This is a genomic window from Agrobacterium sp. B1(2019) (genome assembly GCF_008274755.1).
GTDB lineage: Bacteria > Pseudomonadota > Alphaproteobacteria > Rhizobiales > Rhizobiaceae > Agrobacterium > Agrobacterium salinitolerans.
Map to the genome: position 1 here is coordinate 811483 of NZ_VTPB01000002.1, position 14058 is coordinate 825540.

The window sequence follows — 14058 nt, forward strand, 5'->3', positions numbered from 1 at the left end:
GCCTTGCCGATTTTACCTTTCAGTAAAAATAGAAGACAGGCGTTAGCACAGTCAGCGTTCGGACGCACCCGCCTCGACGAAGGAAAGCTTGATCTCCGGCGTTTTTCCACCGGGATGGCGCAACTTTGCCGAAAAACCGTGGCTGAAACCCGCCTGCATCTCTTTCACTGGCGGTTCGATGACCATGCTGGCCACCAGTTGGCCCTTGGCGGCGAAGAGATCGGCGCGCAGGGCCGGCACCTCTTCCAGATTGCCGCCGTTGTTTTCCACAATGCCGCTGATGAGCAAGATATCCATGCCGCCCGCTTCCTGCGGGGTTACGGTGACGTGGGAAATGGCGAGAGGATTGACCGAGGCCGCGACAGCCGTCTTTTCCGGCACCACGACCGAGAGGCCGCCCGAACATACGAAGACAAAAATGGCGAGGCCGGCCACCAGCGCCGAATAGGCATCCGCCGACAGGCGAGACAATCTGCGATCCACCCAGCCAATGAAAGCGAGGCAAAGAATGGCGAGGGTAACGGGCGGTTTTTTCACCTGCCGGCGCGCTGCGCCGCAATTGTCGTTTCCGGGTTGCCGCGAACGGTTTTCCTTGATGGTGACAAATTCCGCGTCTACCACATCGCGGTCGGGATTTGCCGCTCGCGCCGTGCGGCGCACCGGCGTTTCCGGCATCAGGAGGTCGAAATCGAATGCCGCTTGCCGGCGAGATGAACGGAACATAGCCATAGAATTCCTTGGGTGAGGTTTTCCGGCCCGCAAAACTGGGCATTGCAACGAATCCTGCCAAGTTTTAAATTTAATTGGTTAATGCTTCGCAAAAGCGGCTCGCACAGGCCAACGGATCCGGGTTAAACCCCGACATCCGAAACCCACGAGCCAGCGGCTTGCGAACCACCACGAAACGAAGAGACTGGAAGTCCGTTGATCCATTTCGAAAATGTCGGGTTGCGTTACGGCATGGGACCCGAGATCCTGAGGGACATGACCTTCGATATCCCCAAGGGTTCGTTCCAGTTTCTGACCGGCCCTTCGGGTGCCGGCAAGACTACGCTGCTCCGCCTGCTTTTGATGTCGCTGCAGCCTACGCGCGGGCATATCCGCATGTTCAACCGTGACGTTTCGCGCATTCCACGTAGCGAGTTGCCGATGCTGCGCCGTCGCGTCGGTATCGTGTTTCAGGATTTCCGTCTGCTCGATCATCTGACGACCTATGAAAACGTCGCCCTGCCGCTGCGCGTGCGCGGCAAAGAAGAGAGCGCCTATCGCAACGACGTGATAGAGCTTCTGAAATGGGTCGGCCTTGGCGAACGCATCAACGTGCTGCCGGCCATTCTTTCCGGCGGGGAAAAGCAGCGTGCCGCCATCGCCCGCGCACTCATGGACCAGCCGGAAATATTGCTGGCCGACGAGCCCACCGGCAACGTCGATCCGCCGATGGCCAAGCGCCTTCTCAACCTTTTCCTGGAACTCAACCGGCTGGGCACGGCCGTTGTCATCGCCACCCATGATTTTGGTCTGATGGACCAGATTGATGCGCGCCGGATGATCCTCACCGAAGGGCGGCTCGATATCTATGAATGAGATCAACCGCAAGCCGTTGAAGCCGGAAGCGGCGCAGCCGAAGCGCCCGCCCATGCGCATCCGCCCGATGGCACCGATCCTGCCGCCTTCCAACATTCAGGGTAATGCGCTGATGGTGGTGATCGCCATCATGGCCTTTCTCGCCTGCCTCACTCTTGGTGCCGTCTCCATGGTGCGCGCCACCGCCGCCACCTGGCAGAGCCAGATTTCCCGCGAGATCACCATCCAGATCAAGCCCGAGGACGGGCTGGACATGAATGCGGCGCTAAACAAGGCGCGCAATCTGGCGCTCACCTTCGTCGGCACGCGGGATGGCACCATCCTCGACGATGCGGCGACATCGCGCCTTTTGGAGCCGTGGCTCGGCAGCGGTCTCGATCTTTCGGAACTGCCGGTACCTCGTCTCGTCGTCATCACCATCGACGAAAACAATCCACCCGATTTCCAGGCGATGCGGGATATGCTGAAGGCCGAAATTCCGCAGGCATTTCTGGACGACCACCGCACCTGGGTCGACAGGCTGGTCTCCATGGCCAGAACCACTGTCATGATCGGCGTCGGTGTTCTTATCCTCGTCTTCACCGCCATGGTGCTGACGGTGGTGTTTGCGACGCGCGGCGCGCTTTCCGGCAACCGGCATATCGTCGAGGTTCTGCATTTCGTCGGCGCGGAAAGCAGCTTCGTGGCGCGTGAATTCCAAAAGCATTTCCTGAAAATCAGCCTCAAGGGGGCGGCGGCCGGCAGCGCACTGGCCGCCGGCGTGTTCCTCGTCGCCGGTTTCTGGCAGTCGAGCACTGTCGCCACGCCGCAGAGCGATCAGGCAAGCGCACTTTTCGGCTCGTTTTCGGTCGGTCTCGGCGGGTATCTCGGCATCGCCATGACGATGATCATCATCGCGCTTTTGACCACCCTCACGGCGCGCATGACCGTTATCCGAACCATCGACGATATCGACCGCGTCCGCTCCGATCCGTCGAAAAGCGACGGCCTTGCATCGTGAGGTTATCCCCGATAAGTCCGCGGGAAAACTGAAACCGTCACAAGCCGGATGTAACCTGCAGACGGTGGACAAAAATGCCTGTTCCTTGCCTTAATCGGCGAGTACTCAGGAGGAATGTTTGTGAGTCGGATGGACCAGGATCAGACGACAGCGCGACCGGCCAGAAAAGGCCTGTTGTCGCGGCGCGGTCCTTTGCGCCGTTTCATTCGCGGCCTCATCCTGCTTTGCGTCATTATGCTTGGCGCATTTTCCGGCGGTTTCCTGTGGTTTGCCGATTCCGTCGCCTCCATGCGCCTGCCTGAGGGGGCGAGAGGCGACGCCATCATCGTGCTTACCGGCGGTTATCAGCGCATCGAACAGGCCGTTGGCCTGCTCAGAGACGGCGTGGGCAAGCGGCTTCTGATTTCCGGCGTCAACCCGGCCACCACTCGCTCGCAAATCCGCAAGATGACGCAAGGGTCATCCGACATGTTTTCCTGCTGCGTGGACATGGGCTACAAGGCGATCGATACGATCGGCAACGCCAGTGAGGCCGCAAGCTGGATACGCGACCACAATTATTCCTCCATCGTCGTCGTCACGAATAATTACCACATGCATCGCAGCCTGCATGAATTGCGCAGCGCCAGCCCGCAGACGCAATTCATCGCCTATCCCGTCATCAGCGCCGATCTTGTCCGCACCAACTGGTTCGTGGAGCCGGATGTGGTGAGAACCATGCTTTACGAATATCTGAAGTTCGTGGCGGCGGCGGGACGCGACCTCACCGGTTTCGGCAAGGGCGACGGTCTGCGCAAGGCCGCCGCCGATTATTCCCGGACAAAGACGACAAGCGCTTCGTCCTGACCGGCGAGAACGCGCTTGCTGCGGCCCCTTGTTTTCGTGTAGGCGTCTGGCATCGGCATCCGGTATCGAGGCATATGCACGGCTTCGGAACGGCTGCGCTCCGGGAAGGCTGTTGATGCTCAAGCTGCGCTCTTTTCTTTTCAATACGCTGTTTTATCTCAACCTGATTGTCCGCATGATCGTGCTGACGCCGATCTATTTCATCCTGCCGCGCAAGATCGCCTACGAAATTCCCAAGAATTGGGCGCGATCCAACCACTGGCTGATGAAAACCATCGTCGGCACCACCTTCGAGATCGAAGGGCTGGAAAACATTCCCGAAACCGGCTGCATCTTCGCGCCCAAGCACCAGTCCTTCTGGGATACCTACGCGCTGCTGCCCAATCTTCCCGATCCGGTCTATATTCTGAAGCGCGAGCTTTTGTGGATTCCGCTGTTCGGCTGGTACGCCATGAAACAGCGCATGATCCCGGTCAACCGCGCCGCGCGTGGCAAGGTGATGCTGAAGGTGATGGAGCGGGCGAAAGAGGAAATGGCCGCCGGCCGCGAACTCATCATCTATCCGGAAGGCACACGCCGCCCGCCGGGTGCGGAGCCTGAATATCGTTATGGCATCGCAAGGCTTTACCGGGACCTTCAGGTTCCGGTCATTCCCGTCGCCATGCATCCCGGCCTGTTCTGGCCGCGCCGGTCCACCATGCGTTATCCCGGCCATTTCAAGGTGCGTATCCTGCCCGCCATCGAGCCAGGGCTGGATCCGGACGTGTTCTTCAAGCGCCTGATCGATGTGACGGAAAAGGCGAGCGACGAGTTGCTGCTGGAAACCGTGCGCAACAACCCGCATTTGCCGCTGCCGCCGACCGCCGTGAAGCGGATCGCCGAACTTCAGGACAAGGAAACCGCCGCCGGCTGAGCAGCGAGCGTGCCGACATTTTTGGCGATGCTCTCCAGCAGGGAATCGCGAATGCCCATCTCCTGCAGATGCTGCACGGTGTTGAAGACATAATCCGTATTCGGCCCGGAACGGCCCGATGCGGCTGCGACGATGGTCGCCGATTCGGCAACGCCGAGGCCGCCGATATATTGCTCATGCGCGGGATCGGCCACATAGGTTACGGCGCTGCTGCGCCTGCCATCGGAGAGCGCGATGGAAACCAGTCGCTCCTTATAGACATTCGTCACCAGTTCGCGCTCGCGCAGATAGACCATGACCGGCTCCCGGTCCTCTCCACGCACGCGGAAAGCGACGCCAAGGCAGGAGCCGCCGCGCTCCAGACCGAGAACGAGACCGGGCTTTTCTTCGGTGCCCCTGTAAAAATTGGAACTGATGCAGAGTGAGCGCCGATACCCGTGCAGCCGCGCCTGCTGCCGCTCTTCAAAGGCGAAGCCGGGGTTCCACATCAACGAACCGTAGCCAAAGACCCAAAAATCGTCCATATCCCAAGCCAAATCGAAATTGTCTGAAGTCTGTTCATCGGAGATCAATATGGCAGCGTCAAGCCAATCCGGCACCGCAAAAAAAATCCTCTGGCTCGCCATCGCCATCCTCGTGGTCATCGGACTTTATACCGCCGGGTGGTTTTACGCCGCCGATAGGCTGAAACAGACGGTTCTAAACGTCATTGCCCCCTCGCAGGCCCGCAACGTCAGCGGCGAATGCGGCGATATCGCCTTCAAGGGTTATCCCTTCCGCATCGGTCTCTTCTGCTCCAGGGTGACAGTGGATGACAAGGAGAACGGCGTTTCCGCTTCCTTCGGCGAACTTCGCTCGGCGGCGCAGGTCTATAATCCCGGCCACATCGTCTGGGAACTCGATTCGCCGGCGGAAATCCGTTCCGCCCATGGTCTGACGATCTCAGCCGCCTGGCAGAACATGCAGTCCAGCATCGTCACCAAGCTGAAGGGCATCGACCGCAGCTCGCTCGTCATCGACGGGCTGAAGGCGCAGGCGGCTTCTTCCGTCACCGGCCAGACCATCGATTTCGACGCGGTAAAAACGGAAATGCATCTGCGCCAGAACGGCGCGGATCTCGACGGGGCCATCACGCTCACCGACTCCACAACCGTTATCAAGGACTGGCCGCAGCTTCTGCCGCGCCTCAACGCCATTGCCGATGTCACCCTTGCCGGCAAGGCGGGCATGGTGGATGGCAGCGACAGATCGGGCCTTTATGGCGCGAGCGGCGAGCTTCGCCGGCTGGTGGCAGATATAGGCGAAGGCCGAACCATGCGCATCAGCGGCCCCTTCTCCTTCGACAATGAGGGCTATCTTTCGGGCAAGTTCAAGCTGGAAGTCGAAAAGCTCGGCGCATGGTCGGACAATGCCAAGCAGGTTTTCCCGCAGTTGCAATCCACCATCGATACGGCCCGCAAACTGCTCGGCGCGCTCGCCGGCGGCGGTGACCGGGCATCCGTCGATCTCGTTGTGGATCGTGGCCGCGCCACGGTCAGCGGCTTTATTCCGCTCGGCAAAATTCCGCCGATCTGAAGGATTGATTTATACTCGGCGTCATCCTCGGGCTTGACCCGAGGATCCATGGCGCGTCGGATCGTGGATCCTCGGGTCAAGCCCGAGGATGACGCCGGGGAGGCTTTGGCACTTTGCCGGCGGGCGCGACGGGCCGGATCAAATCCCATCACGACCCAAGCTAAATGCGATTTATTTCTTCTGGTCCAGCGCGTGACGGCCGAAGTCCGGTGCGTCGACATCCTGGCCCGCCTGCACGATAGAGCGGCGGATGGCGCGGGTGCGGGAAAACAGCTCGAACAGCTTGTCGCCCTCCCCCCAGCGGATCGCCCTTTGCAGGGATGCCAGGTCTTCGGAAAACCGCGCCAGCATCTCAAGGATCGCATCCTTGTTATGCAGGCAGACATCCCGCCACATGGTGGGATCGGAGGCGGCGAGACGGGTGAAATCGCGGAAACCGGAGGCGGAATATTTGATGACTTCCGATTCGGTCACCGTCTCCAGATCGTCCGCCGTGCCGACGATATTGTAAGCGATGATGTGCGGCAGATGCGACACGATCGCCAAGACCTTGTCGTGATGTTCGGCATCCATCTCATCCACGCGGGAACCCAGCGCCCGCCAGAAATCCTTCAGCCTTCCCAGAGCCTCGGCATCCGTGCCCTGCAGCGGCGTGAAGATGCACCAGCGATCACGGAAGAGACCTGCAAAACCGGCGTCCGGGCCGGATTTTTCCGTACCCGCCAGCGGATGGCCGGGAATGAAATGCACGTTGTCAGGCATATGCGGTGCCATCTGCGCGATGACCGAGGCCTTGGTGGAGCCGACATCGGTGACGATTGCGCCCGGCTTCAGATGCGGCGCGATCTGCTGCGCCACGCTTTCTGACGCTCCGACCGGCACCGAGACGATGACGAGATCGGCATCCGTGACCGCTTGCGCCGCCGAAACGGTGTAATCCGTGCCAAGCGCCAGTTCCTCCGCCCGTTTCAGCGTGTCTTTGCTGCGGGTGGAAATGGTCACATGGCGGGCAAGCCCCAGTTCCCTGACATCGCGGGCAATCGACGAGCCGATCAGGCCGATGCCGATCAGCGCGATGCGTTCGAACATGATCTCAGCCATCACGCCTGCCCCATGAACTCGGTGAGGGCTGCGATGACGCCGAGATTGGCCTCTTCCGAGCCGACGGTCATTCTCAGTGCATTCGGGAAACCGTAACCACGTACCGCACGCAGAATATAACCGCGGCTGCTCAGGAACTCGTCCGCATCCGCCGCGCGCTTGCCGTCCTCATCCGGGAAATGGATGAGGATGAAGTTGGTGACCGAAGGCGTGACGGTGAGGCCAAGGCCGGTAAAGGTCGTGACCAGCTTTTCCATCCACAGCGTGTTATGCGCCACGGCCTTCTCTACGAAGGCCTGATCGCGGATGGCCGCAGCGCCCGCCGCGATAGCCGGCGCGCTCATGTTGAACGGCCCGCGCACGCGATTCAGCGCATCGATGACGGCGGCAGGGCCATACATCCAGCCGACGCGCAGGGCGGCAAGGCCGTATACCTTGGAGAAGGTGCGGGTCATCACCACGTTGCGGTTGCCGGAGACCAGCTCAAGACCGGCCTCGTAATCATTCTTGCGAACATATTCGGCATAGGCCGCATCCAGCACCAGCACGACATGTTTCGGCAGGCCGGCCTGCAGGCGGCGGATTTCCGCGACGGGAACATATGTGCCGGTGGGATTGCCCGGATTGGCAACGAAAACCATCTTGGTCTTCGGCGTCACGGCGGCGAGGATCGCATCCACATCCACCACGCAATCCTTTTCCTTCACCGTCACCGGGGTGGCACCCGCGCCCATGATCTGGATCTTGTACACGAGGAAACCGTGTTCGGTGATGATCGCCTCATCGCCCGCGCCGAGATAGACGTGGCAAAGCAGGCCGAGAAGCTCGTCCGAACCGTTGCCGCACATGATGTTCGCAATGTTGAGACCGTACACGTCGGCAATCGCCTGACGCAGCGCGATCGCCTGACCGTCCGGATAGATTTCCAGATGGCTGGCCGCCGTGCTGAAAGCCTCTATCGCGTTCGGGCTCGGCCCAAGCGGCGTTTCATTGGAGGAGAGCTTATAAACCTTCGCGACGCCGTCCACATGTTCCTTGCCCGGAACATAAGCGGCGATATCCAGAATACCCGGACGCGGAACAGGTTGGCTAAGCTCTGCACTCATTTTGATCGACCTTTGGAAAAGCGCCGGAGAACCCGGCAGGAGCAATGCCGGAGGCATTAGACCGGAATGGGCGCTTTGTCGAGGGTCAGCGCGGCTTTCCTTGGCTTGCGGCAGTGCGGGTGGTGGGCACCCCCTGCGGCGCGAGAACCGGCACGAAAACCCGGCGCGAGGCGCGCTGGGTGACTGGCAGCCCTTGATAGAGACGCTTTTGCGCTTCCACTACGATGACACCGGAAAACAGCGGCCAAAGCCGGCGGCCGGTATGTTCAAGATAACGGCGGAATTTCAGTATCGGCCGGCTTGTGGTGGGCGGGAAGAACAGCGCCTCGGCGGAGGCGCCCGGTGTGAAATTGGTTTCGCGCAAGAGCGCCGTCAGCTGTCCGCGTGAATAGGGCCTTCCGGAACCGAAAGGCGTATGTTCCATGCGCGCCCAGACGCCGCGCCGGTTTGGCACCACAATCACCAGGCGACCGCCCGGCGCCAGCACCCGCCACAGCTCCTTTAAACTTTCACGCGGATTTTCGGCAAATTCCAGCGCATGCACCATCAAGACCCGGTCTATCGACGAATCAGGCAGCGGCAGTTCCTCGTCGAAGACCAGCGCCGTGGAAGACAGCTCGCCCGCCGGCCAGTTCACAGCCCCCTGCCCCGCCGGCATGAAGGCGAAGGTGCGCTCCGTATCGCGACGGAACCGCTCCAGAAACGGCACGGCGTAACCAAGGCCGACCAGCCGCTCTTCCGGCAAAGGCGGCCACAGCGTCGAAAGCGCCATGGTGATCGCCTGCTCGGCCGCGCGGCCGAGCGGAGAATGATAGAATTCGCGCAGATCGACGATATCGGTATTCATGGGCGAGAATGTAGCATCAGGCGGTTGGACTTCAAGGCGTCTGCCCTTACATAGGAAAGCAGGCGGGCGAATGCGCCGGTTTTGACCGGCAAATGGAGAGGATAAAGATGAAACCTTTGGAAATAGACGTCTTTCTTTGCCGCAGCGACAATTTCGGGGTGCTCCTGCACGATCCTGAAAGCGGCGCGACGGCCACCATAGACGCCCCGGAAGAAGGGCCTATCCTGCGGGCGCTCGAGGGCCACGGCTGGAAGCTCACCCATATCTTGACCACTCATCACCATCAGGACCATGTGGAAGCCAATCTAGCCCTGAAAGACAGGTTCCGCTGCGAAATTCACGGCCCCTATGACGAAGCGGTTGCGATTCCGGGCCTCGACCGTTCGCAGGCGGATGGCGACGTGTTCGAATTCGCCGGCCGCCGCGTTCAGGTTATCGCCACGCCCGGACATACGGCAGGCCATATCTGTTATTATCTGCCCGATGACGGGCTGCTGTTTGCCGCCGATACGCTGTTTGCCATGGGTTGCGGCCGCCTGTTCGAACGTCCGGCGGCGGATATGTGGCATTCCTTCCAGAAGCTCATGGCGCTGCCGGATGAGACCAAGGTTTATTTCGGCCATGAATATACACTGACGAACGCCCGTTTCGCCCTCACCGTCGACCCGGAAAATGCTGTACTGAGCGAGCGCGCGGCCCACATCGAAAAGGTGCGGCAGGCGAATGAATTCACCATTCCCACCACCATCGGGCTCGAAAAACAGACCAACCCCTATATGCGGGTGGCCGATGCCGGCATTCGCAAATATCTCGGCCTTGAAAGCGCCACCGATGCCGATGTTTTCGCAGAAATCCGCACACGCAAGGACAATTTCTGATGGGAACGGAGATATCGGCGCAGGCGATCATTCGCGAACTGGGGCTGGAGCCGCATCCCGAGGGCGGTTTTTACCACCAGACGTTCCGCGACAAGGCAGGCGGTGAGCGCGGTCATTCGACGGCAATCTATTATCTCCTGGAAAAGGGCGACCGCTCGCACTGGCACCGGGTCACCGATGCGGTCGAGGTCTGGCACTATTATGCCGGCGCGCCGATTGCGCTGCATCTTTCGCAGGACGGCCGGGAAGTGCAGACCTTTACGCTCGGCCCCGCCATTCTGGAAGGCGAGCGCCCGCAGGTCATCGTTCCCGCCAATTGCTGGCAATCGGCCGAAAGCCGAGGCGACTTCACGCTCGTCGGCTGCACCGTCTCGCCGGGCTTTGCCTTTTCGAGCTTCGTTATGGCAGAGCCGGGCTGGTCGCCGGGTGATGCGCCCTGAGCCTACAGCAATCGCCTGTGGGGTGAGTGATTGCCACAAGTTTCTTCTCCCCGCCGGGGAGAAGTCCGCGGCAGCGGGATGAGGGGGCAAGGGTGCGGTCTATCGCTGGCGTAGCCCCCTCATCCGACCCTTCGGGCCACCTTCTCCCCGCCGGGGAGAAGAAAATACGCCGCAACGTTTATTTTTCTTACGCCACCGCCAGCTTTGGTCAGCCGCCGTATTTCGTGGCTGTGATATAGACCTGCCCCACCCGGGTCGGAATGATGGCGTAAACAGGCGCATAGACATCCATGTTGTTCGACTTGGCGAACCAGATCTCCATGGAGATGGATTTCAGATATTCGATATCCTTGCGCCCCTGCCTGTAACCCGACTTCGGCACATACCGCGCCTTGCAGACGATGGCGTCGCCGCTAAAACCGTTGGTCTTGAACGGCCTGGTTCCGCTGGAGCTCAAAACCAGATCGAGCCGCGATTCGCCGTCATAGATCGGCAGGCGAGTCGGGCAGATGCGGCCGCCGGCTGGAATGATGAGGCCGGAAATCGGATCGAGAACCGAGCGCAGGTCGCGGTCTTTCACGTCAACCCAGTTGTCCGGTCGGGCTTTCGGCTCGGGTTTCACTGTCGTCGATGTGACGTTGCCGTTGCGATAGACAACGTCATAGGTGCGTACCCGCTTGCCGTCCTTGTAGACCAGCGAATATTCGTTGGCCTGCAGCCGGTGGCCGCGCTTGGCGCCGGAAACGGTCGTCTTGCCGGAAATATCCTTGAGGATGCTGGCGAGGCCGGCGGCGCTGAAGGAACCGGAGATCGAATAATTCGGCCCATCCATGCGAGTCGAGAAACTCGCCCTGGCAATCGGCAAAATGCCGAGATTGATGCTGTATTCGCTTGTGTGGCGCGCTTCGGCGGCGAGCGAGGGGGAGACGCCCGTTAACGCTATTGTCGCGGCCACGAAAATGCTTTTTCCTCTGGCAATCATTTCGATATCACCTTAAAAGAGGCGCGGAAGCGGCCTTATCGGGCGATCATATACGCTGACTTGTGGCAATAAAAAAGCGGATGCCGGTTGAAAAACGCCGGAATTTCCTTTGATTTGCTCGCGGGCGGCTTGACTGTTAAGTCCCGTCTGACTATAGAACCGCAACTTTCCAATCATGGCCAGTTGGATTGCCACCCCGGTTTTGCCGGTGGCGAGCCAGTGGTGAAACAGACGAAACGAAATAGGTGTACCCATGTCCCGTGTATGCGAATTGACCGGCAAGGGCGTCCAGACGGGCAACAACGTCAGCCACGCCAACAACAAGACCAAGCGCCGGTTCCTTCCGAACCTCTGCCAGGTCACGTTGATCTCCGATGCTCTCGGCCAGCGTTTCCGCCTGCGTGTTTCCGCAGCCGCTCTGCGCTCCGTTGAACACCGTGGCGGCCTCGATGCCTTCCTTCTGAAGTCCGGCGAAAACGAACTGAGCATGCGCGCCCGTCTCCTGCGCCGCCAGATCGCCAAGAAGACGGCCGAAGCTGCTTAATAGCGGTTTCGACATCATCTGAATTCAGAAGGCTTGAATGGCTTTGCCGCTCAAGCCTTTTGTTTGTTCCAGATTTTAGTTGCATCGGGTTTTGCGAAAACCGTTTGAGATGTTTTCCTCCGATGCTTGGCTCCAACTGGTGGCATCACCCAGGATAAAAAAATGCCCTATCTGCGCTTTACGCTTATTTATGTTCTGCTGATGACTTTGGTGGTCGTCGCGTCCAATATTCTGGTGCAATACCCGCTTTCCGGCTCGTTGTTCGGCGTTAATCTCGGCGACCTTCTAACCTGGGGCGCCTTCACCTATCCGATCGCCTTCCTCGTCACCGACCTCACCAACCGCCAGTTCGGCCCGTCCATCGCACGTCGCGTCGTGCTTGCCGGCTTCGTCGTCGGTGTCACGCTGTCCTTCTGGACATCCATTCCGCGCATCGCTGTTGCGTCCGGCACCGCCTATCTGATCGGCCAGTTACTGGATATTTCCGTGTTCAACCGCCTGCGCCGCCAGCGCTGGTGGCATGCGCCACTCGCGGGCTCGATGCTGGGATCGGTGCTGGATACGGCCCTGTTCTTCTCCATCGCCTTTGCCGCGAGCTTCTCCTTTGTCGGCCCCAACGACGCCTTCGCCATCGAAAGCGCGCCGCTGCTCGGCGTTTTCGCTCTGGAAGCCCCTCGGTGGATTTCCTGGGCGCTGGGCGATCTGTCGGTGAAGGTTCTCGTCGGCCTCGTCATGCTCCTGCCCTACGGCGCGCTGATGAACACGCTGAAGCCGATGCCGGACGCCGTCAACACCGGCCGCGTTTGAGGCCGGGCAAGCGCGGATCAAATCGCGCTTGCAAGCCAGCCGTCAGCATTGCAGTCTGTCGTCCGTGGCACAGCGCGGAGGCAGGTCGACATGCAGATCAAGGACGTTATAGACATCGTGGAGGCTGTCAGCGCCACGCTTTCAGGCTCAACCTTCAACGACGTCAATCTATCCGGCACGGTCTTCGACAATGTCAATCTTTCCGGGGCGAGCTTCAACAATATCAATTTGTCAGGTGCGTCGTTCACGGATAACAACATGTCCGGCTGGTCGATCGATGACGTCAATTTTTCCGGTCTGAAACTGAGCAACTCAAACCTGTCGGGTGCGCAGATAACGTCATGCCGAATGACCGGCATGAAGATCGACGGCATTCCCTTCGAGGACCTGATGGCAGCCTACAAGGCGGCACAGCAGCAGGCCTGATTTTACTCCACCAGCTTGAATTCCAGCATCAGGTTGCGCTGGAGGAACGAGTGATTGTCATCGGAAACGATGATGAGGCGCGTCGAGCCATCCGGCCCCTTCACCACATCCATGCCTTCCATATTGTCGATCTGGTAGGCCATGCCGGCTTCCATGAGGATTTCGCCATCCACCACAGCACCCGGCCGGATATCGGCACCACGGATACGACGGATGCGCATACCCACGCCTTCGGCGAAATTGAAGCGGCGCTCAAGAAGCAGCAGGTCGCCATTGGGCAGGAACGCACCGTCCGTCACGTCGAATGACGGATGATGCGTGACGGCGAATGTGCCCTTCAGCGGGCCTTCCAATATGGCGGCGAGAAGATTGCCGTCCGTATCGATACTTTTTTCAGCCACGACGACCAGAGCGCCGTCGAGCGGCGAATCGGCCGGCGATACCGCGAGAGCCTCCAGGCCGCCATTATGGCGCAACTCGTTGCTGGGGATGAGATATGGCAAGCGGTCGAGCGGCTTTGCGGTGGCGAAGCCCGGATCGGGATAGATATCGATCCTGTGTCGCTGCTCGTAACTGACGAACACCTTGCCGTCGCGCAGCGCCAGCCCTTCCGCATCCATCTCCATCTTGCGCGGCGGTTCGCGCCCGCTCATGTCCAGCATGGGGGTGATGCGGGCATCGGCAAGCCCGGACAAAGCACCGCGAGCGTCACGCAAGACCCTGCCCGTCAGCCAATGGCCGGTATCCAGCACCGCAACGAAGTCCTCCCCATTGGGGCGGAAACGGATGGAGGATATCGCCCCGAACAGCTTTTCCGGCGCGCTCATCACCATGCCGCCGACAAATTCCAGCTTGCCGAAACGTTTTTCGCTGGTGCCGACCTCGAAAGAGGAGAGGAGACGAGCGCTCACCGGCACGTCGATGGTGGAAGCGCCGATGGAAACCGGGAACAGCGATGCGGCCGCCAGAATGGCGGCCATCGCAAGGGTTTTGCAGAGGGAAGACGCCC

General features: G+C 60.1%; 18 protein-coding genes. 10 read left to right on the plus strand and 8 right to left on the minus strand.

Going from position 1 to position 14058, the window contains the following annotated elements:
* Positions 1–51: 51 nt before the first annotated feature.
* The gene (locus tag AGR1_RS18485; RefSeq protein WP_149147815.1) at positions 52–723 is read right to left on the minus strand and encodes a DUF3426 domain-containing protein; all 672 of its coding nucleotides are present in this window, start codon (positions 721–723) and stop codon (positions 52–54) included.
* Between the two features lie 201 nt (positions 724–924).
* Between AGR1_RS18485 and ftsE the strand changes: the two genes are divergently transcribed.
* The 4 genes from ftsE (at position 925) to AGR1_RS18505 (ending at position 4343) form a co-directional block, all read left to right on the plus strand.
* On the plus strand, positions 925–1584 hold the full coding sequence (ftsE, locus tag AGR1_RS18490) for a cell division ATP-binding protein FtsE (protein ID WP_077985219.1): 660 nt from the start codon (positions 925–927) through the stop codon (positions 1582–1584).
* A complete protein-coding gene (locus AGR1_RS18495; RefSeq protein WP_080795129.1) occupies positions 1577–2584 on the plus strand; it encodes an ABC transporter permease in 1008 nt (335 codons plus the stop codon). Before ftsE ends, AGR1_RS18495 begins: the two co-directional genes overlap by 8 nt.
* A gap of 129 nt (positions 2585–2713) precedes the next feature.
* Entirely contained in the window at positions 2714–3430 is a 717-nt protein-coding gene (locus tag AGR1_RS18500) for a YdcF family protein (RefSeq protein ID WP_187772246.1), read from the plus strand.
* 115 nt (positions 3431–3545) lie between these two features.
* A complete protein-coding gene (locus AGR1_RS18505; protein ID WP_080795127.1) occupies positions 3546–4343 on the plus strand; it encodes a 1-acyl-sn-glycerol-3-phosphate acyltransferase in 798 nt (265 codons plus the stop codon).
* Here AGR1_RS18505 and AGR1_RS18510 read toward each other — a convergent pair.
* On the minus strand, positions 4316–4867 hold the full coding sequence (locus AGR1_RS18510) for a gamma-glutamylcyclotransferase (protein ID WP_149147817.1): 552 nt from the start codon (positions 4865–4867) through the stop codon (positions 4316–4318). The genes AGR1_RS18505 and AGR1_RS18510 overlap by 28 nt on opposite strands.
* A 49-nt stretch (positions 4868–4916) precedes the next feature.
* Between AGR1_RS18510 and AGR1_RS18515 the strand changes: the two genes are divergently transcribed.
* Positions 4917–5918, plus strand: coding sequence for a DUF2125 domain-containing protein (locus AGR1_RS18515; protein ID WP_149147818.1), 1002 nt, complete (start codon positions 4917–4919; stop codon positions 5916–5918).
* 171 nt (positions 5919–6089) lie between these two features.
* Here the strand turns inward: AGR1_RS18515 and AGR1_RS18520 are convergent, their stop codons facing one another.
* The 3 genes from AGR1_RS18520 to AGR1_RS18530 form a co-directional block, all read right to left on the minus strand.
* On the minus strand, positions 6090–7019 hold the full coding sequence (locus AGR1_RS18520; RefSeq protein ID WP_149147819.1) for a prephenate/arogenate dehydrogenase family protein: 930 nt from the start codon (positions 7017–7019) through the stop codon (positions 6090–6092).
* Positions 7019–8125: a histidinol-phosphate transaminase gene (gene hisC, locus AGR1_RS18525; RefSeq protein ID WP_149147820.1), complete on the minus strand. Its 1107-nt coding sequence runs from the start codon at positions 8123–8125 to the stop codon at positions 7019–7021. The genes AGR1_RS18520 and hisC overlap by 1 nt, the downstream gene beginning before the upstream one ends.
* Before the next feature lie 85 nt (positions 8126–8210).
* Positions 8211–8972: a class I SAM-dependent methyltransferase gene (locus tag AGR1_RS18530; RefSeq protein WP_149147821.1), complete on the minus strand. Its 762-nt coding sequence runs from the start codon at positions 8970–8972 to the stop codon at positions 8211–8213.
* 107 nt (positions 8973–9079) lie between these two features.
* On the opposite strand from AGR1_RS18530, the gene gloB reads away from it, so the two are divergent.
* Positions 9080–9850, plus strand: a complete 771-nt coding sequence (gene gloB, locus AGR1_RS18535) for a hydroxyacylglutathione hydrolase (RefSeq protein ID WP_149147822.1) — start codon at positions 9080–9082, stop codon at positions 9848–9850.
* Entirely contained in the window at positions 9850–10290 is a 441-nt protein-coding gene (locus tag AGR1_RS18540; protein WP_162927592.1) for a cupin domain-containing protein, read from the plus strand. Before gloB ends, AGR1_RS18540 begins: the two co-directional genes overlap by 1 nt.
* 208 nt (positions 10291–10498) lie before the next feature.
* Here AGR1_RS18540 and AGR1_RS18545 read toward each other — a convergent pair whose 3' ends face one another.
* The gene (locus tag AGR1_RS18545) at positions 10499–11272 is read right to left on the minus strand and encodes a DUF3108 domain-containing protein (protein WP_080795115.1); all 774 of its coding nucleotides are present in this window, start codon (positions 11270–11272) and stop codon (positions 10499–10501) included.
* Between the two features lie 12 nt (positions 11273–11284).
* Positions 11285–11527 carry a hypothetical protein gene (locus tag AGR1_RS18550; RefSeq protein WP_149147823.1) on the minus strand — a complete coding sequence of 81 codons (243 nt, stop codon included), beginning with the start codon at positions 11525–11527 and terminating at the stop codon, positions 11285–11287.
* On the opposite strand from AGR1_RS18550, the gene rpmB reads away from it, so the two are divergent.
* The 3 genes from rpmB (at position 11526) to AGR1_RS18565 (ending at position 13049) form a co-directional block, all read left to right on the plus strand.
* Positions 11526–11816 carry a 50S ribosomal protein L28 gene (rpmB, locus tag AGR1_RS18555; protein ID WP_003509888.1) on the plus strand — a complete coding sequence of 97 codons (291 nt, stop codon included), beginning with the start codon at positions 11526–11528 and terminating at the stop codon, positions 11814–11816. The genes AGR1_RS18550 and rpmB overlap by 2 nt on opposite strands.
* Before the next feature lie 162 nt (positions 11817–11978).
* The gene (locus tag AGR1_RS18560) at positions 11979–12623 is read left to right on the plus strand and encodes a queuosine precursor transporter (RefSeq protein ID WP_149147824.1); all 645 of its coding nucleotides are present in this window, start codon (positions 11979–11981) and stop codon (positions 12621–12623) included.
* Between the two features lie 90 nt (positions 12624–12713).
* Positions 12714–13049, plus strand: coding sequence for a pentapeptide repeat-containing protein (locus AGR1_RS18565; protein ID WP_149147825.1), 336 nt, complete (start codon positions 12714–12716; stop codon positions 13047–13049).
* Positions 13050–13051: 2 nt separating this feature from the next.
* Here AGR1_RS18565 and AGR1_RS18570 read toward each other — a convergent pair whose 3' ends face one another.
* Positions 13052–14029, minus strand: coding sequence for an esterase-like activity of phytase family protein (locus tag AGR1_RS18570; RefSeq protein WP_162927591.1), 978 nt, complete (start codon positions 14027–14029; stop codon positions 13052–13054).
* Between the last annotated feature and the right edge of the window lie 29 nt (positions 14030–14058).

Excerpts from the sequence above, each read along its gene's own strand:
- AGR1_RS18515 (WP_149147818.1), top strand. The coding sequence starts at position 4,917 with ATGGCAGCGTCAAGCCAATCCGGCACCGCAAAAAAAATCCTCTGGCTC.
- AGR1_RS18505 (WP_080795127.1), top strand. The coding sequence starts at position 3,546 with ATGCTCAAGCTGCGCTCTTTTCTTTTCAATACGCTGTTTTATCTCAAC.
- AGR1_RS18495 (WP_080795129.1), top strand. The coding sequence starts at position 1,577 with ATGAATGAGATCAACCGCAAGCCGTTGAAGCCGGAAGCGGCGCAGCCG.
- AGR1_RS18510 (WP_149147817.1), bottom strand. The coding sequence starts at position 4,867 with ATGGACGATTTTTGGGTCTTTGGCTACGGTTCGTTGATGTGGAACCCC.
- AGR1_RS18485 (WP_149147815.1), bottom strand. The coding sequence starts at position 723 with ATGTTCCGTTCATCTCGCCGGCAAGCGGCATTCGATTTCGACCTCCTG.
- AGR1_RS18545 (WP_080795115.1), bottom strand. The coding sequence starts at position 11,272 with ATGATTGCCAGAGGAAAAAGCATTTTCGTGGCCGCGACAATAGCGTTA.
- AGR1_RS18500 (WP_187772246.1), top strand. The coding sequence starts at position 2,714 with ATGGACCAGGATCAGACGACAGCGCGACCGGCCAGAAAAGGCCTGTTG.
- AGR1_RS18540 (WP_162927592.1), top strand. The coding sequence starts at position 9,850 with ATGGGAACGGAGATATCGGCGCAGGCGATCATTCGCGAACTGGGGCTG.
- AGR1_RS18520 (WP_149147819.1), bottom strand. The coding sequence starts at position 7,019 with ATGGCTGAGATCATGTTCGAACGCATCGCGCTGATCGGCATCGGCCTG.
- AGR1_RS18550 (WP_149147823.1), bottom strand. The coding sequence starts at position 11,527 with ATGGGTACACCTATTTCGTTTCGTCTGTTTCACCACTGGCTCGCCACC.
- gloB (WP_149147822.1), top strand. The coding sequence starts at position 9,080 with ATGAAACCTTTGGAAATAGACGTCTTTCTTTGCCGCAGCGACAATTTC.
- AGR1_RS18570 (WP_162927591.1), bottom strand. The coding sequence starts at position 14,029 with ATGGCCGCCATTCTGGCGGCCGCATCGCTGTTCCCGGTTTCCATCGGC.
- hisC (WP_149147820.1), bottom strand. The coding sequence starts at position 8,125 with ATGAGTGCAGAGCTTAGCCAACCTGTTCCGCGTCCGGGTATTCTGGAT.
- AGR1_RS18530 (WP_149147821.1), bottom strand. The coding sequence starts at position 8,972 with ATGAATACCGATATCGTCGATCTGCGCGAATTCTATCATTCTCCGCTC.
- AGR1_RS18560 (WP_149147824.1), top strand. The coding sequence starts at position 11,979 with ATGCCCTATCTGCGCTTTACGCTTATTTATGTTCTGCTGATGACTTTG.
- rpmB (WP_003509888.1), top strand. The coding sequence starts at position 11,526 with ATGTCCCGTGTATGCGAATTGACCGGCAAGGGCGTCCAGACGGGCAAC.
- AGR1_RS18565 (WP_149147825.1), top strand. The coding sequence starts at position 12,714 with ATGCAGATCAAGGACGTTATAGACATCGTGGAGGCTGTCAGCGCCACG.